This window comes from Streptomyces sp. PH9007, from assembly GCF_059813725.1.
In genome coordinates, this window is record NZ_CM187440.1 from 1,332,573 (window position 1) to 1,356,355 (window position 23,783).

The 23,783-nt window shown below is 71.2% G+C and carries 19 protein-coding genes and 1 pseudogene; 8 read left to right on the top strand and 12 right to left on the bottom strand.

The genetic code is table 11. The annotated features are described in order from the left end of the window. Nucleotides 1–96: 96 nt before the first annotated feature. The 6 genes from ACTFAP_RS05890 to ACTFAP_RS05915 all read right to left on the bottom strand — a co-directional run bounded on the left by ACTFAP_RS05890 (nucleotide 97) and on the right by ACTFAP_RS05915 (nucleotide 7,706). Entirely contained in the window at nucleotides 97–1,479 is a 1,383-nt protein-coding gene (locus ACTFAP_RS05890; protein WP_449657395.1) for an alpha-amylase, read from the bottom strand. A 216-nt stretch (nucleotides 1,480–1,695) separates the two neighbouring features. Beyond that, a complete protein-coding gene (locus tag ACTFAP_RS05895; RefSeq protein WP_500468390.1) occupies nucleotides 1,696–2,709 on the bottom strand; it encodes a LacI family DNA-binding transcriptional regulator in 1,014 nt (337 codons plus the stop codon). Further along, on the bottom strand, nucleotides 2,702–4,387 hold the full coding sequence (locus ACTFAP_RS05900) for a glycoside hydrolase family 13 protein (protein WP_500468391.1): 1,686 nt from the start codon (nucleotides 4,385–4,387) through the stop codon (nucleotides 2,702–2,704). The genes ACTFAP_RS05895 and ACTFAP_RS05900 overlap by 8 nt, the downstream gene beginning before the upstream one ends. A gap of 81 nt (nucleotides 4,388–4,468) precedes the next feature. Next, nucleotides 4,469–5,419, bottom strand: a complete 951-nt coding sequence (locus tag ACTFAP_RS05905) for a sugar ABC transporter permease (RefSeq protein ID WP_390116946.1) — start codon at nucleotides 5,417–5,419, stop codon at nucleotides 4,469–4,471. 2 nt (nucleotides 5,420–5,421) lie between these two features. Further along, a complete protein-coding gene (locus ACTFAP_RS05910) occupies nucleotides 5,422–6,381 on the bottom strand; it encodes a carbohydrate ABC transporter permease (protein WP_390116945.1) in 960 nt (319 codons plus the stop codon). 53 nt (nucleotides 6,382–6,434) lie between these two features. After that, nucleotides 6,435–7,706: an extracellular solute-binding protein gene (locus ACTFAP_RS05915; protein WP_500468392.1), complete on the bottom strand. Its 1,272-nt coding sequence runs from the start codon at nucleotides 7,704–7,706 to the stop codon at nucleotides 6,435–6,437. A gap of 330 nt (nucleotides 7,707–8,036) precedes the next feature. Between ACTFAP_RS05915 and ACTFAP_RS05920 the strand changes: the two genes are divergently transcribed. Then, entirely contained in the window at nucleotides 8,037–9,095 is a 1,059-nt protein-coding gene (locus ACTFAP_RS05920) for a LacI family DNA-binding transcriptional regulator (protein ID WP_451748766.1), read from the top strand. 37 nt (nucleotides 9,096–9,132) lie between these two features. After that, on the top strand, nucleotides 9,133–10,005 hold the full coding sequence (locus tag ACTFAP_RS05925) for a phosphatase PAP2 family protein (protein WP_390116942.1): 873 nt from the start codon (nucleotides 9,133–9,135) through the stop codon (nucleotides 10,003–10,005). Here the strand turns inward: ACTFAP_RS05925 and ACTFAP_RS05930 are convergent. Together ACTFAP_RS05930 and glnA2 are read right to left on the bottom strand one after the other, a co-directional pair. After that, nucleotides 9,990–13,028 carry a bifunctional [glutamine synthetase] adenylyltransferase/[glutamine synthetase]-adenylyl-L-tyrosine phosphorylase gene (locus tag ACTFAP_RS05930; protein ID WP_500468393.1) on the bottom strand — a complete coding sequence of 1,013 codons (3,039 nt, stop codon included), beginning with the start codon at nucleotides 13,026–13,028 and terminating at the stop codon, nucleotides 9,990–9,992. The two genes, ACTFAP_RS05925 and ACTFAP_RS05930, sit on opposite strands and share 16 nt — an antisense overlap. Continuing rightward, nucleotides 13,025–14,386 carry a gamma-glutamylpolyamine synthetase GlnA2 gene (gene glnA2, locus ACTFAP_RS05935; RefSeq protein ID WP_030734699.1) on the bottom strand — a complete coding sequence of 454 codons (1,362 nt, stop codon included), beginning with the start codon at nucleotides 14,384–14,386 and terminating at the stop codon, nucleotides 13,025–13,027. Before glnA2 ends, ACTFAP_RS05930 begins: the two co-directional genes overlap by 4 nt. A 510-nt stretch (nucleotides 14,387–14,896) precedes the next feature. Between glnA2 and ACTFAP_RS05940 the strand changes: the two are divergent. The 5 genes and pseudogenes from ACTFAP_RS05940 to ACTFAP_RS05960 form a co-directional block, all read left to right on the top strand. Then, nucleotides 14,897–15,570: pseudogene (locus tag ACTFAP_RS05940) on the top strand (IS5 family transposase); the annotation flags it as partial. A 136-nt stretch (nucleotides 15,571–15,706) separates the two neighbouring features. Then, nucleotides 15,707–16,117, top strand: a complete 411-nt coding sequence (locus ACTFAP_RS05945; protein WP_234306915.1) for a roadblock/LC7 domain-containing protein — start codon at nucleotides 15,707–15,709, stop codon at nucleotides 16,115–16,117. Next, a complete protein-coding gene (locus tag ACTFAP_RS05950; protein WP_495683705.1) occupies nucleotides 16,114–16,512 on the top strand; it encodes a DUF742 domain-containing protein in 399 nt (132 codons plus the stop codon). The genes ACTFAP_RS05945 and ACTFAP_RS05950 overlap by 4 nt, the downstream gene beginning before the upstream one ends. Continuing rightward, the gene (locus tag ACTFAP_RS05955) at nucleotides 16,493–17,131 is read left to right on the top strand and encodes a GTP-binding protein (protein ID WP_030734711.1); all 639 of its coding nucleotides are present in this window, start codon (nucleotides 16,493–16,495) and stop codon (nucleotides 17,129–17,131) included. The genes ACTFAP_RS05950 and ACTFAP_RS05955 overlap by 20 nt, the downstream gene beginning before the upstream one ends. Further along, complete coding sequence (locus ACTFAP_RS05960; protein ID WP_495683706.1) at nucleotides 17,128–18,663, top strand: cytochrome P450; 1,536 nt, start codon at nucleotides 17,128–17,130, stop codon at nucleotides 18,661–18,663. The genes ACTFAP_RS05955 and ACTFAP_RS05960 overlap by 4 nt, the downstream gene beginning before the upstream one ends. Here the strand turns inward: ACTFAP_RS05960 and ACTFAP_RS05965 are convergent. From ACTFAP_RS05965 to ACTFAP_RS05980, 4 genes are all read right to left on the bottom strand, one after another. Continuing rightward, nucleotides 18,617–19,666 (bottom strand): terpene synthase family protein, encoded by a 1,050-nt coding sequence (locus tag ACTFAP_RS05965; RefSeq protein ID WP_500468394.1) that lies wholly within the window; start codon nucleotides 19,664–19,666, stop codon nucleotides 18,617–18,619. The two genes, ACTFAP_RS05960 and ACTFAP_RS05965, sit on opposite strands and share 47 nt — an antisense overlap. A 257-nt stretch (nucleotides 19,667–19,923) precedes the next feature. Then, nucleotides 19,924–20,508, bottom strand: a complete 585-nt coding sequence (gene pspAB, locus ACTFAP_RS05970; RefSeq protein ID WP_495683708.1) for a PspA-associated protein PspAB — start codon at nucleotides 20,506–20,508, stop codon at nucleotides 19,924–19,926. 50 nt (nucleotides 20,509–20,558) lie between these two features. Next, a complete protein-coding gene (htpX, locus tag ACTFAP_RS05975; protein ID WP_500468395.1) occupies nucleotides 20,559–21,452 on the bottom strand; it encodes a zinc metalloprotease HtpX in 894 nt (297 codons plus the stop codon). A 156-nt stretch (nucleotides 21,453–21,608) separates the two neighbouring features. Further along, nucleotides 21,609–22,622 (bottom strand): endonuclease/exonuclease/phosphatase family protein, encoded by a 1,014-nt coding sequence (locus ACTFAP_RS05980; protein WP_495683709.1) that lies wholly within the window; start codon nucleotides 22,620–22,622, stop codon nucleotides 21,609–21,611. A gap of 232 nt (nucleotides 22,623–22,854) precedes the next feature. On the opposite strand from ACTFAP_RS05980, the gene panB reads away from it, so the two are divergent. Continuing rightward, the gene (gene panB, locus ACTFAP_RS05985; RefSeq protein ID WP_390116929.1) at nucleotides 22,855–23,736 is read left to right on the top strand and encodes a 3-methyl-2-oxobutanoate hydroxymethyltransferase; all 882 of its coding nucleotides are present in this window, start codon (nucleotides 22,855–22,857) and stop codon (nucleotides 23,734–23,736) included. Nucleotides 23,737–23,783 lie beyond the last annotated feature (47 nt).

Here is a 23,783-nt window from a genome sequence, read left to right on the forward strand (position 1 = left end):
GGGCGCTGCCCGTACGGCGAAGGGCCGTACGGGCAGCGCTCACACGGTCGTGCGGTCGTGCGTCACGCGGTCGCCCAGGGTCGGTGGCCCGGACGGTCAGCAGGAGCGGGCGCCGCTGTGCAGGGCGAGCGCGGTGTTGCTGCCGAGGGTCGCGGTGAACCGTCCCGAACCGTCCACCGTCACGGTGCGGTTGCTCTGCACGTCGCAGTAGTTCCCGGCCGGGAGCGAGGTCTGGTAGGTGTGGGTGAGCGAGCCGCCCTCGTGGTTGATGGCGACGAAGCCCTGGCTGCCGCGGCCGAAGGCGATGGCGTTGTTGCCGTTGTCCCACCAGTTGGTGACGGCCTGGCCACGGGTGGCGTTGCGGAAGCCGACCATGGAGGAGATCTCCGGCCAGGCGTGCTGGCACTTCCAGCCGTTCGTGTAGCAGGCGCTCACCTGGCCGTTGCCGGGCGGACCGGCGTCGTGGTCGGTGAACTCGTAGCCGGAGTGCACATCGGGTGAGCCGTACGGCCAGGCCAGCATGAAGACGTTGGCGAGCGTGTAGTCGGCGCCGTTCTTGTAGGACAGGGTGGAGCCGTTGCGCTCGGTGTCGTGATTGTCGACGAAGACGGCGGAACCGCCGCTGGGCATGTGGCCCCAGCCCTCGCCGAAGTTGTTCAGGTAGGCCAGCCGTTCGTTCTGGAAGACCCGCTTGAGGTCGGTGCCGTAGCGGAACTCCTGGACGTCGCCGTTGCCCCGGTACTCGGAGGGCGAGACGGCCTCGCCGGCGCCGTAGATGGCCTCCTGCTTCCAGTAGGCGTTGGGGTTGCTGAGGCGGGACTTGATGTTGGCGAGGTCGGCGGCCGGCATGTGCTTGGCCGCGTCGATGCGGAAGCCGGCGACGCCGAGGGAGAGCAGATCGTTCATGTAGTCGGCGATGCGCTGGCGGACGTAGTCCTTGCCGGTGTTCAGGTCGGACAGACCCACCAGTTCGCAGTTCTGGACGTTGTAACGGTCGCCGTAGTTGTCGCCGATCTCGCGGCGGCAGTCGTTGAAGTCCCAGTCGCTGTAGGGGGCGTTCGGGTAGTCGTACTTGGTGTAGGTGCTGCCGGCGGTGCCGGTGCCGGAGCCGGCCGACATGTGGTTGATGACGGTGTCCACGACCACGCCGACGCCGGCACCGTTGCAGGTGTTGACCATGTTCTGGAACTGGGCGCGGTTGCCGAGCCGGCTGCCGATCGTGTAACTGACGGGCTGGTAGGCGGTCCACCACTGGCTGCCCTGGATCTGCTCCTGGGGCGGGGAGACCTGGACGTAGCCGTATCCGGCCGGGCCCAGCCGCTGGGTGCATTCGCGGGCGATGGAGTCGAAGTTCCAGGAGAACAGCACGGCGGTGACGTCCTTGTCACCGGGCGGCGCGGCGCTGGCGGCGGGAGCGCCGAGCGAGACCGCGAGCCCGGCGGCTGCTGCCGTCAGACCGGCGAGTGCCGTACGGATCAGGGGCATGACATCTCCTCACGGGTGGGGGTGCCGGAAGAGCACTCTTCTTGCCGAAAGGTTCGTGGAAGTTTCAGCAAGAAGGTTGCAGGGCTGACCGTAGAGCGGCCCGCAGGGGCGGTCAAGGGCCGTGACACACCCCGGAAATGTTGACGTCGAAAGTCCGCAACCTCTTACGCAAGAAGTTGCGGACTGCTAGCGTCGAACGGAGCCACCCCGTCACCCGTTGCCGCGCTGCGGCGCGATCGCCGTGCTCCCCCTGACGACGAGTTCCGGCTGGAAGACGAACTCCGTGGGCTGGACCTGAGTTCCGTTGATCTCTTCCAGCAAGGTGGTGACCGCCGCGCCCGCCATCGCACGGACCGGCTGGCGCAGGGTCGTCAGCGGCGGGTCGGTGAACGCGATCAGGTCGGAGTCGTCGTAACCGGTCACCGACACGTCCCCCGGCACGGTGAGCCCGCGCTGCCGCGCCGCCCGTATCGCGCCCAGGGCCATCATGTCGCTGCCGCACACGATGCCCGTGCAGCCCGCGTCCAGCAGGGCGGTGGCCGCGGCCTGGCCGCCCTCCACGCTGAACAGCGAGTGCTGCACCGGCGCCCCCTCCCCCAACTCCGCGATGAAGCCCGCCACCTTCCGCAGCACCGGGACGAAGCGGGCCGGCCCCACTGCCAGGCCGATCCGTTCATGCCCCAGATCCCGCAGATGCCGCACGGCCATCCGGGTCGCCGCCGCGTCGTCGGGGGAGACGAACGGCGCCTCCACCCGGTCGTTGTAGCCGTTGATCAGCACGAACGGCACGCCGCGCCCCGCCAGCCTGGTGTACCGGCCGGGGTCGGTGGTGGTGTCCGCGTGCAGCCCCGACAGGAAGACGATGCCGGTGACCCCCCGTTCCACCAGCTGATCCACCAGTTCGTCCTCGGTGGCGCCGCCCGGGCTCTGGGTGCACAGCACCGGGGTGTAGCCGTGCGAGGCGAGCGCCTGCTCGATGACCTGGGCGAAGGCGGGGAAGATCGGGTTGGTCAACTCGGGTATCACCAGGCCGATCAGGCCCGCGCTGCGCTGCCGCAGCCGCAGCGGGCGCTCGTACCCCAGGACGTCCAGGGCGGCGAGCACCCGCTGCCGGGTCGTGGCCGCGACCCCCGACTTTCCGTTGAGCACCCGGCTGACCGTGGCCTCACTGACCCCGGCCTGCCCGGCGATATCGGCGAGTCGGGCGGGCGCGGCGTCAGCCATGCGTGGCCCACCACACCGTGGTGTCGGCGGGCACGACGTCGCCCCCGGCGGGGACCGGGCCGCTGGCGAGCAGCAGGGTGCCGGCGGGCACGAGCCCGGCGGGCAGCGTGATGTCGTTCCCGGTGGTGTTGGCAAGGACCAGCACCGATCCCCCGGCGGCGCCGTCCGCGCCCTGCGCGGCGCGGCGGCGGAACGCCAGCACCCCCTCGGGGGCGTCCAGCCACTCCACCCCGTCACCCGCGCCGAGTTCGGGCCGGCGGCGGCGGATGGCCAGCGCCGAGCGGTACAGCACCAGGGTGGAGTCCGGGTCGTCCATCTGCGCCGAGACGGCGAGCTTGGCCCAGTCGCCGGGCTGCGGCAGCCAGCTGCCCCCCGTACCGAACCCGTACGACGTCCCCTCGCTGCTCCACGGGAGGGGCACCCGGCAGCCGTCGCGCAGCCCGTCCTGGCCGTCGCCCTCGGTGCTGTCCTCGTCCGGCGAGCGGCGGTAGAACGCCGGGTCCTGCCGTACCTCGTCGGGCAGTTCGGTGACCTCGGGCAGGCCGAGCTCCTCGCCCTGGTAGAGGTAGGCGGAGCCGGGCAGCGCCAGCATCAGCAGGGTGGCGGCGCGGGCCCGGCCCACGTCGCCGCCGAGCCGGGTGAGGTGGCGCACCACGTCGTGGTTGGACAGGACCCAGGTGGTGGGGGCGCCGACCGGGCGCATGGAGTCCAGCGAGGAGTCGATGACCTCGCGCAGCGCGCCGGCCTCCCACGGGGTGCTCAGGTAGTGGAAGTTGAACGCCTGGTGGAGTTCGCCGGGGCGCAGGTAGCGGGCGGTGCGCTCGGCGCTGGGGGTCCACGCCTCGGCGACGCCGATGCGCTGCCCCGGGTAGGCGTCGAGGATGGTGCGCCAGTCGCGGTAGATCTCGTGGACGCCGTCCTGGTCGAAGAACGGCAGTGTCTGGGTGCCCAGGAGCTTCAACTGTCCGCTGTGGCCCATGTCGGGGAGCCCTTCGGCCTTGACCATGCCGTGCGCCACGTCGATGCGGAAGCCGTCGACGCCCTTGTCGAGCCAGAAGCGCAGCACCGAGCGGAACTCGTCCCGGACGGTGTCGTTCTCCCAGTTGAAGTCGGGCTGTTCGGGCGCGAACAGGTGCAGGTACCACTCGCCGGGCGAGCCGTCGGGGTTGGTGGTGCGGGTCCAGGCGGGGCCGCCGAAGATGGACTCCCAGTCGTTGGGGGGCTCTTCGCCCTTGTCGCCCTTGCCGGGGCGGAAGTGGTAGCGCTCGCGCATCGGGGAGCCGGGGCCCTCGCGCAGGGCGCGGCGGAACCACTCGTGGCGGTCCGAGGAGTGGTTGGGGACGATGTCGACGATGATGCGCAGGCCCAGGTCATGGGCTTCGCGGATCAGGTCGTCGGCGTCCTGGAGAGTGCCGAACATGGGGTCGATGGCCCGGTAGTCGGCGACGTCGTAGCCGGCGTCGGCCTGCGGGGAGGCGTAGAAGGGGCTCAGCCACACGGCGTCCACGCCGAGGTCCGCGAGGTAGGGCAGGCGGGCGCGGATGCCGGGGAGGTCGCCCATGCCGTCGCCGTCGCCGTCGGCGAAGGAGCGCGGGTAGACCTGGTAGATGACGGCGTCCCGCCACCACCCGGGCGTCTCGGCGGCAGGGGTGGTGGGGGCGGCGAGGTGCTGGGTCATGTCATCCCTGTGGCTCGTCGTGTACATGATGGGGGTGCCGGCGCGGGCCGGTGCTGTGGTGGTGCTCGGGGCGGGCCCGGGTCAGGACTTGGTGGCGCCCGCCGTGAGCCCGGACTGCAGGTGCCGCTGCGCGTAGCCGAAGACCAGGGTCGCGGGTACGGCGATGAGCACGGCGGCGGCGGTCATCAGATGCCAGTCCTGGGTGTGCTGGTTGACGAAGGTCTGCAGACCGCCCGCCAGGGTGAGGTGCCGTTCACCGGTCATGAACGCGGTGGCGTAGGCGACTTCGGCCCAGGCGGTGACGAAGGTGTAGAAGCCGGTGACGGCCAGGCCCGGCCGGGCCAGTGGCATGATGAGCCGCCAGAAGGTGCCGAAGGGCGACAGACCGTCCACCCGTCCCGATTCGTCGATGGAGACGGGGATGGTGTCGAAGAAGCCCTTCATCATCCAGGCGCAGAACGGCACCGCGATGGTGAGGTAGGTGACGATCAGCGCGATGGGCCGGTTCAGCAGCCCGTACTGGGCCATGAGGTTGTACAGCGGCACGATGAGCACGGCCATCGGGAACATCTGCGTGATGAGCAGGGTCCACATCAGCGGGCGCATGCCGGGGAAGCGGAAGCGGCTGAGCGCGTAGCCGGTGGTGGAGGAGATGAACACCCCGATGATGGTGGTGGTGACCACGATCAGCAGGGAGTTGCCGAACCAGGTGAGGAACTTGGTGTTGTTCAGCACGTGGTCGTAGTTGTCCAGCGTGAAGTTGGACAGCAGCGAGATGGTGAACGTGTCGGCCTTGGGCTTGAAGGACGTCACCAGCAGCCAGGCCGGCGGGAAGACCGCCACCAGCGCGGCGAGCAGCAAGGTGGCGTGCAGCCCGAAGGAGGCGAGCGGTCCGCGTTCGCCGCGCCGCCGCGGGCGCTTGCCGCGTCCGCCGCCCGCGCCGCCCCACTGGGGGGTTTCGCCGGTGCCGGTGCCCGTGCCCGGGGCGGCCGTGGTGGTGCCGGTGGTGAAACGGGTTGTCTCGGTGGCCATCGCTACCACACCTCTCCCTGCTTGCGCAGCGCTCGCCGGTAGGAGATCGCGAACAGGACCAGGAGCAGCAGGATCAGGACGCCCCAGGCCGCGGAGTTGGCGAAGTCGCGGGGGCTTCTGATGAACGCCAGCCGGAACGCCTCGGTCACCAGGATGTCGGTGGAGCCGGCCGGGCCGCCCCGGGTGAGCAGGAAGATCACCGGGAACATGTTGAAGGTCCAGATGGTGCTGAGCAGCACCACGGTCATCGACACCGAACGCACCCCGGGCAGCGTGATGTTCCAGAAGCGCTGCCAGGGTCCGGCGCCGTCCATCTCGGCCGCCTCGTAGTGCTCGGGGGGGATGGACTGGAGGGCGCCCAGCATGGCGATCAGCATGAAGGGCACGCCCAGCCAGACGTTGACGCCGATGACGGCGAGCTTGGCCCAGGTCGGGTCGCTCAGCCAGTGCACCCCGGCGATCCCCTGGCCTTCCAGGAGGTTGTTGAGGATGCCGTTGCGCTCGTTGAAGATCATCCGCCAGGCGAAGACGGACACGAAGGCGGGAATCGCCCAGGGCAGGATCAGCGCCATCCGGTACAGGGTGCGGCCGCGGAAGCTGCGGTTGAGCATGTTGGCCAGGCCGAGACCGATGAGGAAGGTGATGCTGACGCAGGACACCGTCCACACCAGGGTCCAGCCCAGGCGGTCCCAGAACTCGCTGCCGCCGAGGATGTCGAGGTAGTTCTCCAGGCCGACGAACTCGTAGGTGGCCTCGATCTTGTTGACACCGATCTGCCGCTCGACGTTCGCCTCGTTGGCGTTGGTGAGGGAGAGGAACACGCCCCGCACCAGGGGCCAGCCGATGATGCCGGTGATGACGACGACCACCGGGGCGATCATGGCCCACGCGTACCAGTAGTTCGACAGGGCTCGGCGTAGCCTGGTGCCCTTTTTGAGCCGGGAGATCGCCGTGTCAGCCATGGTCTCGGCCGCCCTTCATGTCACACGCTTCCACAGGTTTCGCACCGGGCCGCTCAGTCGAGCCAGTCGTCGAGGATGTCGCGGTAGGCGTCACCCGTGCTCTTGGCGGCCTCCTCGGGGGACGCGGAGCCGATGAGCAGGCCCTGCACGTTCTCCTTGATGGGGTCGAAGAGGGACTGCGCCTGCGGGATCCAGGGGCGCTCGTGGGCCACGTCGACGGCCGGCTTGAAGAACTGCACCATCTCGTTGTTCCGCACCGACTCGACCTCGTAGACGGAGGTGCGGGTGGGCAGCAGGCTCAGTTCCTCGGTGATCCGCTGCTGGGTGGCGGCGGAGGACATGTATTTGACGAACTCGAAGGCGGCCGGGGACTCCTCCTCCGGGGTGCCCGCGTAGATCGCGTAGTTCCAGCCGCCCTGCGGTGCGGCCTGGCCCGCGGAGCCGCCGGGGACCGGGGCGACGCCCAGGTCGTCGCCCAGGCCGGCGACGGCGTCGTTGATGGCCCACGGGCCGTTGATCATCATGGCGACCTCGCCACGGGTGAAGGAGCCCATCATGTTCTCCCAGCCGTCGCTGGTGTCGGTGATGGCGGCGCCCGAGTCGACCATGTCCTTCATCTGCGTGAAGGCGGCGATGCCGGCCTCGTTGTCGATGGTGACCTGCTTGCCCTCGGCGTCGACCATGTCGCCGCCCTCGCCGTACAGGAAGGGCAGGAACCAGTACGGGTCGTCGCCGCGCATGTACATGGGGACGGCGCCGGCGCCCTCGAAGGCGCCGGTGGAGGCCTTGACCTCCTCCAGCGTGGTGGGCACCTCGACGCCGGCGTCCGCCAGCAGCTTCTCGTTGTAGAACAGCGCCAGGGTGTCGATGACCTGCGGGACGGCGTAGGTGGTGCCCTCGTACTGGGTGCTGGCCCAGGCCTGCGGGACGAAGTCCTCCTGGTTCTCCAGGGCGGTGGTGTCGTCCAGCGGCCACAGGTAGCCGAGGCTGGCGAAGTCGGCGACCCAGGCGACCTCGGTGCGCATCACATCGGGAGCCTCGTTGGCGGCGGCGGCGTTCTTGAAGCGGTTCTGCGCGTCGTCGAAGCCGATGTTCACATAGTCGACGGTGACGCCGGGGTGCTGGGCCGCGAACTCCTCGGCGATGGCCTTGAAGACGGCCGCCTCGGTCTCGTTGGAGGTGTCCCAGTAGGTGATGGTGCCGCTCAGCTCACCGTCGGCGGCGGCTCCGCCGCCACCGTCCCCTCCATCGCCACCGCCGCAAGCCGTTACCGCAAGCGCCAACGCCGCGACCGCGGCTGTCGTCGTCCCTATGCTGCGCCGCATGTGAACTCCTTCAAGCGTTTCGCCCGGTTTAGGGGGCTGTATCCCACCCTAGGCGCGGCTCCTTCGCCACGCCGGGCCGATCAGGAACGTAACAGCGGCGTCATCCTTTGGAAAGACCTTGCGGCAAATTTCTGCAAGCCTGTCGCCACAACCGATCCGACGGCTCCGGTCCCGGCCGCCGGCCACCGCACGGACCCCGCGCGCCGGAGCGCCCCGCAGCGGCCGTCCGGGTGAACGCGCCCGCCCGGCTCCCAGCCGGAATACCCACATCCCGGTACAGTTCCCCCGCCCCGGTGGGCACGCACCGAAGCGGCCGGTAAGGTCCACTGAGTGACCGCACGGCTAGCTGACATCGCAGCCCAGGCGGGGGTCAGCGAGGCGACCGTCAGCCGGGTGCTCAACGGCCGGCCGGGCGTCGCCGCGGCCACCCGCGAATCCGTACTCGCCGCCCTCGACCTGCTCGGCTACGAACGTCCCGCGCGGCTGGCCAAGCGCAGCGCGGGCCTGGTGGGGCTGATCACCCCGGAGCTGGAAAACCCGATCTTCCCCGCGTTCGCGCAGGTCATCGGGCAGGCGCTGACCCGCCAGGGCTACACCCCGGTGCTCGCCACCCAGACCCCGGGCGGCTCCACCGAGGACGAGCTGACCGGGATGCTGGTCGAACGCGGGGTGGCCGGGATCATCTTCATCTCCGGCCTGCACGCCGACACCTCCGCCGACGTGGAGCGCTACGAGCGGCTGCGCGGCAACGGAGTGCCCTTCGTCCTGATCAACGGGTTCGCGCCACGGGTGCGGGCCCCCTTCGTCTCCCCCGACGACCGGGCGGCGATGCGGCTGGCGATGAGCCACCTCGTCTCGCTCGGCCACCGCAGGATCGGCCTCGCGCTGGGGCCCGCCCGCTTCGTCCCCGTGCAGCGCAAGATCGAGGGCTTCCTGCGCGGCGCCGCCGAGGACCTGGGAACCCCCGAGGACGAGGCGCGCGAGCTGATCGAGCACTCGCTGTTCACCCTGGAGGGCGGCCAGGCCGCGGCCACCGCCCTGCTGGAACGCGGCTGCACGGCGGTGATCTGCGCCTCCGACATGATGGCGCTCGGCGCGATCCGGGCCGCGCGGCAACGCGGTCTCGCCGTCCCGGGCGAGGTGTCCGTGATCGGCTACGACGACTCACCGCTGATCGCCTTCACCGACCCGCCGCTCACCACCATCCGCCAGCCCGTCCCGGCCATGGGCCAGGCGGCCGTCAGGGCACTGCTGGAGGAGATCGGGGGCACCCCCACCCCGCACAGTGAGTTCGTCTTCCTGCCCGAACTCGTCGTCCGCGGCAGCACCGCCACCGCTCCCTCCGTCGTACGGGGGACCCCCAGGGGTCAGAACCCGACCGGAGGATGATCGGGCGGGCCTCCGGTCTCTGGCAGACTGTTCGACCATGGGGGCAACAAGCGTCGAGCAGGACAGTGAACAGCGAGTGGATGCGGGGAGCGTGACCGACAAGCAATCCGAGCCCCCGTCCCGGACGAGATGGCTCAGTTCGCTGCGCGTGCCGCGCCGCCCCCGCCTCTGGTTCGAGCTGCTGCTCATCGCCGTCAGCTACGGCGTGTACTCCATGATCCGCAACGCGGCGCCGACCCACGAGGAACGGGCGCAGGAGCACGCGCGGCAGATCTGGGACTTCCAGAACAGCATCGGGCTGGGTTTCGAGCGCGCGGTCAATCACGGCATAGAGTCCATCACCTGGCTGATCGTGCCGATGAACTACTACTACGCCACGCTGCACTTCATCGTGACCATCGGCGTGCTGGTGTGGGTCTTCCGCTGGCACCCCGGCCGGTACGGGGCGATCCGGCTGGTGCTGTTCGCCACCACCGGGATCGCGCTGATCGGCTACTACTTCTACCCGCTGGCCCCGCCGCGGCTGATGGCCGGCATGGACTTCATCGACACCGGGCGGGTGCACCAGACCTGGGGCTCGTTCCAGTCGGAGAGCATGCAATCGGTCTCCAACCAGTACGCGGCGATGCCGTCGATGCACATCGGCTGGTCGGTGTGGTGCGGCATCACCATAGTGCTGCTCGCGAAGCCGCTGTGGGTGAAGATCCTGGGCGTGCTGTACCCGACCCTCACGCTGCTGGTGATCGTGGCCACCGCCAACCACTTCTGGCTGGACGCGGTGGGCGGGCTGGTCTGCCTGGCGTTCGGCTTCGCCGTGGCCCGGACGTGGTTCGCCGAGTCCCCGTACCGGCTGCCCCAGCTGGTGCCGGACGCCGTGCCGCGCGCCAAACGCGCTCAGTCACCGTCGTAGAACAGCCGCTCCACCACCGTACGGGCGCGGCGCGTCGTACGGCGGTAGTCGTCGATCATCTGGCCGCCGCTGCCGGTGTCCTGCTGGCGGGCGGCGCCCGGCTCGTACCCCAGGTAGCGGGCGACGGCCGCCAGTTCGCGGGGGTCGGTGGGGAAGGTGTCCTGCGGCCTGCCGCGTACCAGCATCACCGCGTTGCGCACCCGTGAGGCCAGGATCCAGGCGGCGTCCAGCACGGCGGCGTCCTCGGCGTCCAGCAGCCCGGCCGCCTCGGCCGCGGCCAGCGCGCGGCGGGTGCGGGTGGTGCGCAGCTCGGGAAGCGCGGCGGCGTGCCGCAGCTGGAGCAGCTGCACGGTCCACTCGATGTCGGACAGTCCACCGCGGCCGAGCTTGGTGTGGGTGGTGGGGTCGGCGCCGCGCGGCAGCCGTTCGGCCTCCATCCGGGCCTTGAGCCGGCGGATCTCGCGGACGTCGCTCTCGCTCAGTCCGGCCTCGGGGTAGCGCAGCGGGTCGATGAGGGCGGTGAACCGCTCCCCCAGGTCCGGGTCGCCTGCCACCGGCTGGGCGCGCAGCAGCGCCTGGCTCTCCCACACCAGTGACCAGCGGCGGTAGTAGGCCGCGTAGTTGTCGAGGGTGCGCACCAGGGGGCCGCCGCGGCCCTCGGGGCGCAGGGCGGTGTCGATGAGCAGCGGCGGGTCGCCGGAGGGCAGCTGGAGCAGCCGGGTCAGCTCGCCGGCGACGGCGAGGGCGGCGCGGTCGGCCTCGGCCCGGTCGGCCCCCTCGCGCGGCTCGTGGACGAACATGACGTCGGCGTCGGAGCCGTAGCCCAGTTCGTGGCCGCCGAAGCGGCCCATGGCGATGACAGCGAACCGGGTGGGCAGCTCTGCGCCCCAGCGGGCCTGGACGGCGGCGCGCAGGGCGCCGGCGAGGGTGGCCGCGTTGATGTCGGTGAGGGCGTCGCCGACCTGGTCCAGGGCGGGTCCCTGGCCCTCGCCCGGGGGTGCCTCTGTGGGGCGGTAGGCGCCGACGATGTCGGCGGCGGCGGTGCGGAACAGTTCGCGGCGGCGCACGCCGCGGGCGGCGACGGTGGCGGCCTCGGCCGAGTCCGCGCGGCCGACGGCGGCCAGGACCTCCTGGCGCAGGGCGGTGGCGCCGCGCGGGGCGAGCCCGCCGGGGTCGCCGAGCAGGGCGACGGCCTCGGGGGCGCGCAGCAGCAGATCGGGGGCGAGCCGGCCGGCCGACAGGACCCGGGCGAGGTTCTCGGCGGCGGCGCCCTCGTCGCGCAGCAGCCGCAGGTACCAGGGGCTGGTGCCGAGCGCGTCGGAGACCTTGCGGAAGCCGAGCAGTCCGGCGTCGGGGTCGGCGGAGTCGGCGAAGCGGTCCAGCAGAACGGGCAGCAGGGTGCGCTGGATGGCGGCCTTGCGGGTGACACCGGAGGCGAGGGCCGTCAGATGGCGCAGCGCGGCGGCCGGGTCGGCGTAGCCGAGGGCGACCAGCCGGACCCTGGCGGCCTCGGGTGCCAGCCGTACCCCGCCGCCCTCCAGGCCGGCGACGGCGTCCAGCAGCGGGCGGTAGAACAGCTTCTCGTGCAGCCGGCGCACGGCGGTGGTGTGGCGGCGCCAGGCGGCGGTGACCTCGGTGACGGGGTCGGGGGTCAGGCCGAGCGAGCGGCCCAGGCGGCGCAGGTCGGCCTCGTCCTCGGGCATGAGGTGGGTGCGGCGCAGCCGGTACAGCTGGATGCGGTGCTCGACGGTGCGCAGGAACTCGTACGACGCGTGGAGGCTGGCGGCGTCCTTGCGGCCGATGTAGCCGCCCTCGGCCAGCGCGTGCAGCGCGTCCAGGGTGCTGGCGTGGCGCAGCGCGGGGTCGGTGCGGCCGTGCACCAGCTGGAGCAGCTGGACGGCGAACTCGACGTCGCGCAGCCCGCCGGGGCCGAGTTTGAGTTCGCGTTCGACGCGGTCGGCGGGGATGGACTCCTCGACGCGGCGGCGCATGCGCTGCACGTCGGGGACGAAGTTGTCGCGTTCGGCGGCGCCCCACACCAGGGGGGCGACGGCCTCGGCGTACCGGGCCCCCAGCTCCTCGTCGCCGGCCATCGGGCGGGCCTTGAGGAGGGCCTGGAACTCCCAGGTCTTGGCCCAGCGGTGGTAGTAGGCGAGGTGGCTGGAGAGGGTGCGCACCAGGGGCCCGTTGCGGCCCTCGGGCCGCAGATTGGCGTCGACGGGCCAGATGGTGCCCTCGGCGGTGGTGTCGGAGCAGATCCGCATCATGCGGGCGGCGAGCCGGGTGGCGGCGCGCAGGGCGGCGGGTTCGGTGTCCTCGGCGGCGCCCTCGGGGGGCTCGGCGACGAAGATGACGTCGACGTCGGAGACGTAGTTGAGCTCCCGGCCGCCGCACTTGCCCATGCCGATGACGGCGAGCCGGCAGCCGGCGGCGTCCTCGGGGGCCTCGGCGGCGGCGATGCGCAGGGCGGCGCGCAGCGTGGCGGTGGCGAGGTCGGCGAGTTCGGCGGCGGTCTCGGTGAAGCCGGTGGTGCCGGTCATGTCGCGGGCGGCGATGGTCAGCAGGGCCCGGCGGTAGCCCACGCGCAGCGAGTCGGGGTCGGTGGCCTCGGCGAGGGCGGCGGTGAACTCCTCGATGCCGGGGTGCAGGTCGGCGGTGTCGAAGGCGGTGAGGGTGCGCCATTCGACGGGGTGCCGGGCGAGGTGGTCGCCGAGCGCCTCGGAGGCGCCGAGCACGGCCAGCAGCCGGTCGCGCAGGGGTTTGGCGGCCAGCAGGGTGTCGAGCAGGACGGCCCGGTCCCTTTCGGGCTGGGCCTCGGCGAGCCGGGTGAGGGCGGCCAGCGCGAGGTCGGGGTCGGCGGTGGCGGCGAGCGCGTCGAGCAGCACGCCGTCGTCGCCCACCGGGTGCAGCGCCTCGTGGTCCAGCAGCAGGGAGGCGGCGCGCGGGTCGGTGAACCCGCGGCGCGCGAGCTGGCTGAAGCGGCCCTGCCGCCGGCCGCCGAAGGGGGTGCCGGGTCCGCTCACAGGGCCGGGAGGTTTTTGCGCAGCTCGAAGGCGGTGACCTCGGAGCGGTACTCCTCCCATTCCTGGCGTTTGTTGCGCAGGAAGAAGTCGAAGACGTGCTCGCCGAGGGTTTCGGCGACGAGTTCACTGTGCTGCATGAGGTTGATGGCCTCGCCGAGGTTCTGCGGCAGCGGCTCGATGCCCAGGGCGCTGCGTTCGCGGTCGGTGAGCGCCCACACGTCGTCCTCGGCGCCGGGCGGCAGCTCGTACCCCTCCTCGACGCCCTTGAGGCCGGCGGCCAGCAGCAGGGCGTAGGCGAGGTAGGGGTTGACGCCGGAGTCCAGGGAACGCACCTCGACGCGGGTGGAGCCGGTCTTGCCCGGCTTGTACATGGGCACCCGGATGAGCGCGGAGCGGTTGTTGTGGCCCCAGCAGATGTAGGAGGGGGCCTCGCCGCCGGCGCCGGCGGTGCGCTGGGTGCCGCCCCAGATCCGCTTGTAGGAGTTGACCCACTGGTTGGTGACGGCGGAGATCTCGCCGGCGTGCCGCAGGAGTCCGGCGATGAAGGAGCGGCCGATCTTGGAGAGCTGGTACTCGGCGCCGGTCTCGTGGAAGGCGTTGCGGTCGCCCTCGAAGAGGGAGAGGTGGGTGTGCATGCCGGAGCCGGGGTATTCGGAGAACGGCTTGGGCATGAAGGTGGCCTGGACGCCCTGTTCGAGGGCGACCTGCTTCATGACAAGACGGAAGGTCATGATGTTGTCGGCGGTGGACAGGGCGTCGGCGTAGCGCAGGTCGATCTCCTGCTGGCCGGGCGCGCCCTCGTGGTGGGAGAACTCCACCGAGATGCCCATGGATTCGAGCATGGAGATGGCCTGGCGGCGGAAGTCCATGCCGATGTTCTGCGGGGTGTGGTCGAAGTAGCCGGAGGAGTCGGCGGGGGTGGGGCGGGAGCCGTCCACCGGCTTGTCCTTGAGCAGGAAGAACTCGATCTCGGGGTGGGTGTAGAAAGTGAAGCCGAGATCGGAGCTCTTGGCGAGGGCGCGCTTGAGGACGTAGCGGGGGTCCGCGTAGGAGGGGGACCCGTCCGGCATGAGGATGTCGCAGTACATCCGGGCGGTGCCGGGGGACTCGGCGCGCCAGGGCAGGATCTGGAAGGTGGAGGGCGCGGGTTTGGCGATCATGTCGGACTCGTGGACGCGGGCGAAGCCCTCGATCGCGGAGCCGTCGAAGCCAATGCCTTCGTCAAATGCCTGTTCGAGCTCGGCGGGGGCGACGGCGACGGACTTGAGGAAGCCCAGCACATCGGTGAACCACAGCCGGACGAACCGGATGTCCCGCTCCTCCAGCGTCCGGAGCACGAACTCCTGCTGCTTATCCATGGCCACCATCCTCGCAGGTCACAACGCTCATTCTGGCGCACGGAAGCTCATCCGTCGCCCCCCAGTATCAGGGCATCCGGTTTCGGTGGCATTGCCGGTGCGGCACGGCGTGGGGTACGGGGGCCGTGCGGGGGGTGCGGCGCGGTCGCGGGGGGTGTGACCGGCGGGGTGCGGCGGGCCGGGCGCGGGGCCGCCCGGCCGCTGGTCATATGCGTACGGCCGGGTGCCGCGCGGGGGCGGGCCGGGCGGGGCTGAGCCGAACCGGCCACCCGCCCGACAAGCTTTGGCCATGGTTGCGCGGGGAGTGTTTCAGGGCGCGCACCGGCGCGTCCGCGCAGCTCATCGGCTTGTCACCACCCCCCGCGCCCCGGTTCACGGACTCGTTCGGGGGACGTTTGACGAACTCGCTGCGCCGGGGGCTTGCGGCCCCGTACTCTCCCTGTCACATAGCGAGTTGTGGCCACTACAGCTAGGCCGTTTCCTGCGGATCATCGGATCGTTGGTTGATGTGTGTCGTTGACTGATGCCCAGTGGGCGAGGATCGAGCCGTTGCTGCCGGACCGGACACCTCGGCGGGGAGGGCGGTGGCGGGATCACCGCCCGGTGATCGACGCGATCGCCTTCAAATACCGCACCGGGACGCCGTGGATGGATCTGCCCGAGCGCTTCGGGTCGTGGAAGGGCGTCCACAACCGGCTGCGGTGCTGGGCCGCCGACGGCACCTGGGAGAAGGTCTTCACCGCCCTGCTCGCCCAGGCCGACGCCGAGGGCGACATGGACTGGGTCATCGCGGTCGACTCCACGATCGTCCGTGCTCACCAGCACGCCGCCGGGGCCCGCAAAAAGGGGCCCCGGCCGGCGAGCCGGACGACCATGCCCTCGGACGGTCCCGCGGCGGACTGACCACCAAGATCCATCTCGCCGCCGACAGCCGCTGTCGGCCCCTGGCCTTCGTCCTCACCCCGGGCCAGGCAGGGGACGCACCCGCGTTCGCCCAGGTCATGAACCAGTTACGGGTGCCCCGGCCGACCGGCCGGCCCCGGACAACACCGGAGATGGTCCTGGCCGACAAGGCTTACTCCTCACGCGCTATCCGGGCCCACCTCCGTCGGCGCGGAATCCGGGCAGTCATTCCCGTTCCCGCTGACCAGGCAACCAACCGCAAACGGGCAGGTCGAGTCGGGGCTGTGGGTCTCCGACTTCTTCGCCGGTCTGGCCGCCGCCGACGGCGGGCACCCCAGCGGCACCGACCATTCCTCCGCCGATCAGCCGACCGGCAAAGACCTCCGGAAGTAAAGGGTGTAACAGGTGGTAGAGCACGTGACACAGCGGCTGATGAACATGGACTGGATGCTGAAGGACCTGGCGGCCACCGTCCCCGGCATCCGGCACATCGTCCTGCTGTCCGCGGACGGCCTGTGCATGGCCCAGCACGGAGACGACCGGGACGCCGGTGAACGGCTGGCCGCCGCCGGATCCGGCATCAAGTCCCTGGCGCAGTCCGTGGCGATGGAGTTCCCCGACGAGGAGAACGACGTACGGATGGTGGTGCTGGAGCTGACCGGCGGCTTCTTCTATCTGATGTCCGCCGGCTCCCGCTCGTACCTGGCGGTCACCGCCAGCGCCGAGGTGAGCGCCGCCATGGTCAGCCAGCGGATGCGGGACCTGGTGCTGCGGCTCGGCGAGCACCTGTCCAGCGCGGTGCGAGCTCCCGAACAGGCGGCGCCATGAGCCGGAAACGGCGGGAGGACAGCGGTGGGGCGGGCAGCCAGGAGGAAGAGGCGCCCGTACCGCTGTATGTCATCACCGGCGGGCGCAGCGAGGGCAAGGAGGACCATTTAGTCCTGGATCTGGTCACGCTGGTCGTGTCCCGATCCGCTCCCACTTCCGGTATGCACCCCGAGCAGGCGGCCATTCTGCGGATGTGCGGCAACCCCCTGTCCGTGGCCGAGATCTCCGCGTACATCGATCTGCCGTTCAGCGCGGTCAATGTGCTGTTGGCGGATCTGCTGGCCAACTCCCATGTGGAGGTCAGGGAAGCGAGAAGTGCGGCGCCCCAGCGCACCGCGACGGATCCCGATATCGACACCCTGAAGGCATTGATCGATGGACTACAACGGCTCTGACCTTTCCCTGGGCCCACGGCCGGAGGATCTGCTGCCCGCCTCGACGGAGAAGTCCGTCAAGGTGGTGATCGTGGGTGGCTTCGGCGTCGGCAAGACCACGATGGTCGGCTCGGTCAGCGAGATCCGCCCGCTGACGACCGAGGAGACCATGACGCGCGACAGCGTCGGCGTCGACTCGCTGCACGGGGTGGAGCGCAAGACGGAGACGACCGTCGCCATGGACTTCGGCCGCATCACCCTCAACCAGCAGCTGGTGCTCTACCTGTTCGGCACCCCGGGGCAGCAGCGGTTCTGGTTCCTGTGGAACGGGGTGATCGAGGGGGCGCTGGGGGCCGTGGTGCTGGTGGACACCCGCCGTCTCGAGGACAGCTTCCAGGCGATGGACCGGCTGGAGGCGGGCAACGTGCCCTTTGTCGTGGCGGTCAACAACTTCCCCGACGCGCCGCTGCACTCGGTGGCGGCGCTGCGCTCCGCGCTCGACCTGGGCGAGGACGTCCCCCTGGTCAACTGCGACGCGCGCATGCTGGAGTCCAGCCGCGACGTGCTGCTGACCCTGATGCGTCATCTGTACACCAATGCCACCCGAGGCACCCAAGCACCGTCGGAGGTCACACGATGAGCGCGCCAGCCGCCGATCCGTCCGGTTTCGGGCCGACGGGCGCGCAGCCGCCACCCGGCTGTCCGGCGCACGCGGGGGGCGCCCCGGTGGGGCGCGGGTACGGGGTCGGGCCGTACGGGCCCGGCGGGGTGGTCCGGCTGTACGGCCCCGAGGCGTCGGCCGATCCGGTCGGCCTCTACGAGCGGCTGCGGACGGACCACGGGCCGGTGGCCCCGGTGCTGCTGGAGGGCGATGTGCCGGCCTGGCTGGTGCTGGGCTACCACGAGATCCTGGAGGTGTGCCGCAATCCGCGCCGCTACAGCCGGGACGGCCGCAACTGGCGGGACTGGCAGAACGGGGTGGTGGGGGCGCACGACGCGATCGCGCCCGTGCTGGCCTGGGGGCCGGACGCCACGCACCAGGACGGCTCGGTCCACCACCGGCTGCGCGGCGCCGTCAACGAGTCCCTCGAACGGTTCGACCGGCGGGCGATCCGCCGCCTGGTGGCCCGGTACTCCAATCATCTGATCAATGAGTTCGTGGACGCGGGCGAGGCGGAGCTGCTCGCCCAGTACGCGCAGCAGGTGCCGATGCGGGTGATGGGGCGGCTGGCCGGTCTGGAGGAGGAGGACGGGCCGCCGATGACGGAGGCGGCGCGGCAGCTGCTGATCGGCACCGAGAAGGCGGTGACGGCGGATCAGTTCATCCAGCGGCGGCTGCGGGAGCTGGTGGCGGCCAAGCACGACGCCCCCGGGTCCGACCTGGCGAGCTGGCTGATCGAGCACCCGGCCGGTCTCTCGGACGAGGAGGTGCTGCACCATCTGCGGCTGGTGCTGGTGTCCGCCAACGAGACGACCACCAATCTGATCGTCAACACGCTGCGGGTGGTCTTCACCCATCCCCGCTTCCGCGGCTCGCTGCACGGTGGCCGGATGACGCTGCCGGCGGCGGTGGAGCAGGTGCTGTGGGACGAGCCGCCGATCGCGGTGTGCCCCGGCGGCTTCGCGATGTTCGACATGGAGCTGGGCGGACAGCACATCAAGAAGGGCGACGCGATGCTGCTGGGCCTGGCGGCCGGCAACGTGGACCCGGTGGTCCGGCCCTCGCCCGGGGCGATGATGTACGGCAACCGCTCGCACCTGTCGTTCACCAGTGGGGCGCACGAGTGCCCCGGCGCGGACATCGGGCGGGCGATCACCGGTTCGGCGATCGAGGCCCTGCTGTACCGGCTGCCGGACATCCATCTGACCATCGAGGCGGACGAGCTGAGCTGGTCGGCGTCGACCTGGTCGCGGCACCTGGAGCGGCTGCCGGTGCGCTTCACCCCGCGCGACGCGCCGAACCCGATCGCGCCGATCCGGTTCACCCCGGAGGAGCTGGGGCACCGGGCGGTGGCCCACGCGGCGGTGCAGGACCGGCTGGCCCGCGGGGCGCGTACGGAGTCGGGGGTGCTGACGGCCGTGCGGGACCCGGCCGAAGCCGGCGCCGGGTCCCGCTCCGACGCGCTCAGGGACGAGCGGCGCGGCTGGTGGAGCCGGCTGTGGGGCCGCTGAGCGCGTCCTCGCGCCGGGTGGAACCGATGTCGCCCGGGATCACCTCGACGCCGATGTTCTCGGTGGCGTAGCGGGCCGAGGCGGTGCCCCAGCGCTGATTGGCCGTCATCCAGTGGCGCAGCCCTGCGATGTGGCGGGCGAGCCGCCGGCCCTCGGGCCCGGCGGCGTGCCGCTCGGTGAGGGTGCGCGCGGTGTCCTGGAAGCGGTGCACGGCGTCCCCCACCAGGGCGCCGACCCGCTCCAGGGCCTCGGCGCGGGAGCAGCCGCGGCTGCGCTGGGTGATGAGCACCAGGTTGTGCGGGTCGCCCTGGGCCTCCTCGCGTTCCAGGGAGTGCACGTCGTTGCACAGGAAGATCACATCGGTGGCGCAGCGCAGCAGCGTCTGCACGCCGGTGCTCCAGTAGAGCTCCTCGGAGAGCTCGAAGTGCCCGGCGCGTTCGATGAGGTCGAAGCAGGGGCCGGTGCCCACGGCTTCGCGGCGCAGGGTGATGTAGGTCTTCTCGTCCAGGACGGCGCCCGAGCGGCGGTTGTGGGCCTCCTCCACGTAGGCGCGGAAGAAGCGGGTGTAGGTGGCTGCGGCCCTGGTGCGCCAGGCGGCCGACATGCCCTGCGCGCTGCGCTCCCACACGTCGGTGTAGGCGCGGGTGAGCGCGGTGTCCAGGGCGGGCGGGGTGCCGGGGACGCGGTAGGGGATGGCGGCCAGTTCGGTGCTGAGCCGGGCGACGTGCTCGGGGTCGTTGCCGCGTGGTCCGTCGAACTGGTCGTCCAGCGGGAAGCCGATGCAGACCGCGTCGGTGACCAGGTCGAGGTCGGCGCCGCGGGCATCCGGGTAGGCGTATCCGGCGAGATCGGTGAGCAGCCAGTCCCGGTAGCGGCTCAGGGCCCGCTCACCGCGCACCAGTCCATGGGCGCGGATCCAGGCGAGGTGGTGCTCGCCGGCACGGGCTGACTCTGGATTCGATCCGGCCTGGAACGGCAGGAAGAAGGTGACGTTCTGTGGCATGAGACCTCCTCTCTTCAGCCCCTCCCATGAACAGGTGTTCATTCCTGGGGCGTGGAGTTCCTTGCCCTGCTGCGTTTTCCGGCAATCTGCACCGGCATGATCCTGACCGAATATTTGCGTTTGGAATGGATCATTCCGCTTATGTGACCCTCGGTCGGCGGTATCGACCGGGGTCACCCGGGGTCACCCGGGGTCACCCGGGGTCGGCGCAGGAAGGAGAAGGGGGAAGAGGTGACGGAGGTACGGGCCGGGCTCGGCTACAGGCCGGGGGCGCCCCAGACCGGGAACCAGCGGCTGAGGTCCTTCTCCAGCCGCAGATCGTTCTCCAGCAGTCCGCGCATCTGGAGCTCCAGCGGGGTGTCCCGCCGCTCGCCGCCGCCCGGCAGCGGCGCGAAGGGGTAGAAGGTGCCCCGCTTGTACAGGTAGACGAGGGCGAGCGGGCGGTCCCGGCCGTCCTTGAAACCGATCAGCGAGCACAGCAGCTGCGGGCCGAAGCCGCCGTCCTGGAGCAGGGTGTTCACCGCGTGCAGATCGTTGACCAGACCCGCCGCGTCGGAGGGGTCGTGCTCGGCGAGCAGCCAGGTGTAGCCGTAGCCGTCCTGGCTGAACTCCACCGGCACCCCGCCGGTGGGGGTGTCGGCGTCCAGCAGCCCCCGTACGTCGTCCTGGATGCGGGCGAACGCCCCGCCCTCCACGCTGGCGAAGCACACCGAACCGAGCCCGGTGGGGGTGAACCCGGCGCCCGCTTCGAGGGTCAGCGCCGCGGACGGCACCGCGAACAGCTGATCGAGATCGGGTTTCACCGGCTTGCTGCGGCCCAGGATGATGTCGAGGAAGCCCACGGGAGGATCAGCACCTTCTCGGTTGACGGCTGGCGACGGCGCTGCCGATCCTACGGGCGCCCCAGCTCCGCCGAGATGCGGCCCAGCTGGTCCAGGCGCTTCTCCAGGCTGGGGTGCGAGGAGAGCAGATTACTCAGGCTCTGGCCGGAGACCGCGGGGGCGAAGTAGAACGCGTTGAACGGCTCGGCCTGCCGCAGATCACGGGTGGGCACCTGCGCCATCTGCCCGGAGATCTTGGTCAGCGCGGAGGCCAGCGCCGAGGGGCGGCCGGTCAGCAGCGCGCCGGCCCGGTCGGCGGCCAGCTCCCGGTAGCGGGACAGCAGCCGGGTCAGCAGATAGCTCAGGACGTACACGACGGCGCTGATCAGCGGGATCAGCAGCAGCGCGACATTCTGGTTGTTGCGCGAGCGGCCGAGGCCGCCCCACAGGGCCATCCGGGTGATCAGCCCCGCCAGCACCCCGAGGAACCCGGCGATGGTCATCACCGCGACGTCGCGGTGTGCCACGTGGGACATCTCGTGGGCCAGCACGCCCTCCAGCTCATCGGGCTCCAGGCGGCGCAGCAGTCCCGTGGTGACGCACACCATCGACTTGTGCTGGCTGCGCCCGGTGGCGAAGGCGTTGGGGACATCGCTGTCGGCGATCGCGACCTTGGGCTTGGGCATGTCCGCCAGGGCGCACAGCCGGTCCACGGCGCCGTGCAGCTCGGGGGCCTGCTCGGGGGTGACCTCGCGGGCGCCCATGCTGTAGGCGGCGATCCGGTCGCTGAACCAGAACTGGGCGACGAAGACCGCGCCCACGATGATCACGATGAGCGGCCAGGCCTTGCCCAGCAGGACGATCATGACCCCGACGAAGACCACATACAGCAGCCCGAGCAGGAACATGGTGGTCACCATGCGGTTGGTGAGCCCACGGTCCGGGGCGAAACGGGTACGGGCCATGTCTGTCGTGTCCTCCTGACGGGGGCGGTCCCCGCCATCAAACATAGACCGCCGGGCGGCGAACCGGAGCGGACCGGGACCGCCGGGCCCACCGGCCGCCCGGTCCCCCGCCCGCACGGCGCCCGTATCCCGGCCCGCGGCCGGCCGCCGCCCGGGTCAGAAGTCCAGCCGGGCCGCCACCGGGAGGTGGTCGCTGCCGGTGGCGGGCAGGGTCCAGGAGGAGACCGGCTCCAGCTCGCGCACCAGGATCTGGTCGATGCGGGTCACCGGGAAGTTCGCCGGCCAGCTGAAGCCGAAGCCCGCGCCCGCCGCGCCCTGGGTCGAGCGCAGCTGGGAGGTGAGCGGGGCCAGCGCGCGGTCGTTCACCGTGCCGTTCAGATCGCCCAGCACCAGCAGCCGGCTCAGCGGCTCGTCCGCTATGGCACGGCCCAGCATCTCGGCGGCGTCGTCCCGCTGCTCGGCGGTGAACCCGGCCCGGAACTGCACGCGTACCGAGGGCAGGTGCGCCACCAGGACGGCCACCTCGCCACTGTCCGTGTGCACGGAGGTACGCAGCGCCCGGGTCCAGCCCATGCCGGTGTCCAGCTCGGTGGTCTCGCTCAGCGGCAGCCGGCTCCACAGCCCGACCGTGCCCGCCACCGTGTGGTACGGGTACTCCGCGGCCAGGGCCTCCTCATAGGTGGCCACGTGCCGCTGGGGCAGCTCCTGGAGGGCGATCAGGTCGGCGTCGCTCTCCGCGAGGGCCTGGGCGGTGCCGACCGGGTCCTGGTTGTCGGCGTCCACGTTGTGGCTGACCACCATCAGGGCGCCGCCGCTGCCGGTCTTGTCCAGCAGCAGTCCGCCGAAGAGGTTCAGCCACACCAGCAGCGGCACCAGCAGGGCCACCATCGCGGTGGCCGAGCGGCGCAGCGCGGCGCAGGCCGCCAGCACCGGGATGGCCAGGCCGGCCCACGGCAGGAACGTTTCCAGCAGGCTGCCGAGGTTCCCGATCCGGTTGGGGACCCGGGAGTGCAGCAGCATCACCAGCGCCAGCACCACCGCCGCCACGGCGATGATCACACCACGGCGCCAGCGGCCCACCCGATCGCTCCAGCGCGCGGGCTCCCGGGGCGCCTTGGGCGGCTCCGGCGACTTCGCGTCGTCGTCACCCGGGGTGTCCACCACTGCCATGCGCCGCCCTCACCAACCGTCGCTCTGTGCCCTCGGAACCTTACGCGAACCGGGACTCCCGAAGCGCATCCGTGCAGGCCGCCGGGGTGTACATCCGGCTAAGGACAAGGACGTTCACACGACCGTGCCGGGTTCCGCCCCATCTGCTTCCCGTGCCCGGGGATCGGTGCGACCATGGGAGGCGATCCGGGGACGCCGTACGGCGCTTCGAGACGATGAATGGAGCACAACGATGACGCAGCACAACGCTGCCCAGGCTCCGCGCGAGCCGCGCGAACCGGGACTGTACGGGGGCAAGAGCAGCCGCCGTATCACCGTACGTGACATAGCGGCCGCGAAGCGACGCGGCGAGAAGTGGCCGATGCTCACCGCGTACGACGCGCTGACGGCCTCCGTGTTCGACGAGGCCGGCATCCCGGTGATGCTGGTCGGCGACTCCATGGGCAACACCCACCTCGGGTACGACTCCACGGTGCCCGTCACCCTCGACGAGATGACCATGCTGTCGGCGGCCGTGGTGCGCGGCACCAAGCGCGCGCTGATCGTGGGCGACCTGCCGTTCGGCTCGTACCAGGAGGGCCCGGCGCAGGCGCTGCGCAGCGCCACCCGGCTGCTGAAGGAGGCCGGTGTCGGGGCCGTGAAGCTGGAGGGCGGTGAGCGCTCGGCCGATCAGATCCGGCTGCTGGTGGAGGCCGGCATCCCGGTGATGGCGCACGTGGGCCTCACCCCGCAGTCGGTGCTGGCCTTCGGCGGCCACCCGGTGCAGGGCCGCGGCGAGGAGGCGGCCCAGCAGCTGCTGCGCGACGCGAAGGCGGTCCAGGACGCCGGGGCGTTCGCGGTGGTGCTGGAGCTGGTGACGGCCGAGCTGTCGGCGGAGGTCACGCGGTCGCTGCACATTCCGACGGTCGGCATCGGGGCGGGCGCCGAGTGCGACGCGCAGGTGCTGGTGTGGACCGACATGGCCGGGATGACGGACTGGCCCGGCGGCCGGATGCCGCGCTTCGTCAAGCAGTACGCGCAGCTGCGCGGGGCGCTGGGGGACGCCGCCAAGGCGTTCGCGGAGGATGTGGTGTCGGGCACGTACCCGGCGCCGGAACACAGCTTCCGTTCCTGAGCACTCCCTGACCCGCCGATCGTCCGCGCCCGGGGGTGTCGACACTT

Excerpts from the sequence above, each read along its gene's own strand:
- ACTFAP_RS05950 (WP_495683705.1), top strand. The coding sequence starts at position 16,114 with ATGAGCCGGAAACGGCGGGAGGACAGCGGTGGGGCGGGCAGCCAGGAG.
- ACTFAP_RS05960 (WP_495683706.1), top strand. The coding sequence starts at position 17,128 with ATGAGCGCGCCAGCCGCCGATCCGTCCGGTTTCGGGCCGACGGGCGCG.
- ACTFAP_RS05910 (WP_390116945.1), bottom strand. The coding sequence starts at position 6,381 with ATGGCTGACACGGCGATCTCCCGGCTCAAAAAGGGCACCAGGCTACGC.
- ACTFAP_RS05925 (WP_390116942.1), top strand. The coding sequence starts at position 9,133 with ATGGGGGCAACAAGCGTCGAGCAGGACAGTGAACAGCGAGTGGATGCG.
- ACTFAP_RS05980 (WP_495683709.1), bottom strand. The coding sequence starts at position 22,622 with ATGGCAGTGGTGGACACCCCGGGTGACGACGACGCGAAGTCGCCGGAG.
- glnA2 (WP_030734699.1), bottom strand. The coding sequence starts at position 14,386 with ATGGATAAGCAGCAGGAGTTCGTGCTCCGGACGCTGGAGGAGCGGGAC.
- htpX (WP_500468395.1), bottom strand. The coding sequence starts at position 21,452 with ATGGCCCGTACCCGTTTCGCCCCGGACCGTGGGCTCACCAACCGCATG.
- panB (WP_390116929.1), top strand. The coding sequence starts at position 22,855 with ATGACGCAGCACAACGCTGCCCAGGCTCCGCGCGAGCCGCGCGAACCG.
- ACTFAP_RS05905 (WP_390116946.1), bottom strand. The coding sequence starts at position 5,419 with ATGGCCACCGAGACAACCCGTTTCACCACCGGCACCACCACGGCCGCC.
- ACTFAP_RS05900 (WP_500468391.1), bottom strand. The coding sequence starts at position 4,387 with ATGACCCAGCACCTCGCCGCCCCCACCACCCCTGCCGCCGAGACGCCC.
- ACTFAP_RS05895 (WP_500468390.1), bottom strand. The coding sequence starts at position 2,709 with ATGGCTGACGCCGCGCCCGCCCGACTCGCCGATATCGCCGGGCAGGCC.
- ACTFAP_RS05965 (WP_500468394.1), bottom strand. The coding sequence starts at position 19,666 with ATGCCACAGAACGTCACCTTCTTCCTGCCGTTCCAGGCCGGATCGAAT.
- ACTFAP_RS05915 (WP_500468392.1), bottom strand. The coding sequence starts at position 7,706 with ATGCGGCGCAGCATAGGGACGACGACAGCCGCGGTCGCGGCGTTGGCG.
- ACTFAP_RS05955 (WP_030734711.1), top strand. The coding sequence starts at position 16,493 with ATGGACTACAACGGCTCTGACCTTTCCCTGGGCCCACGGCCGGAGGAT.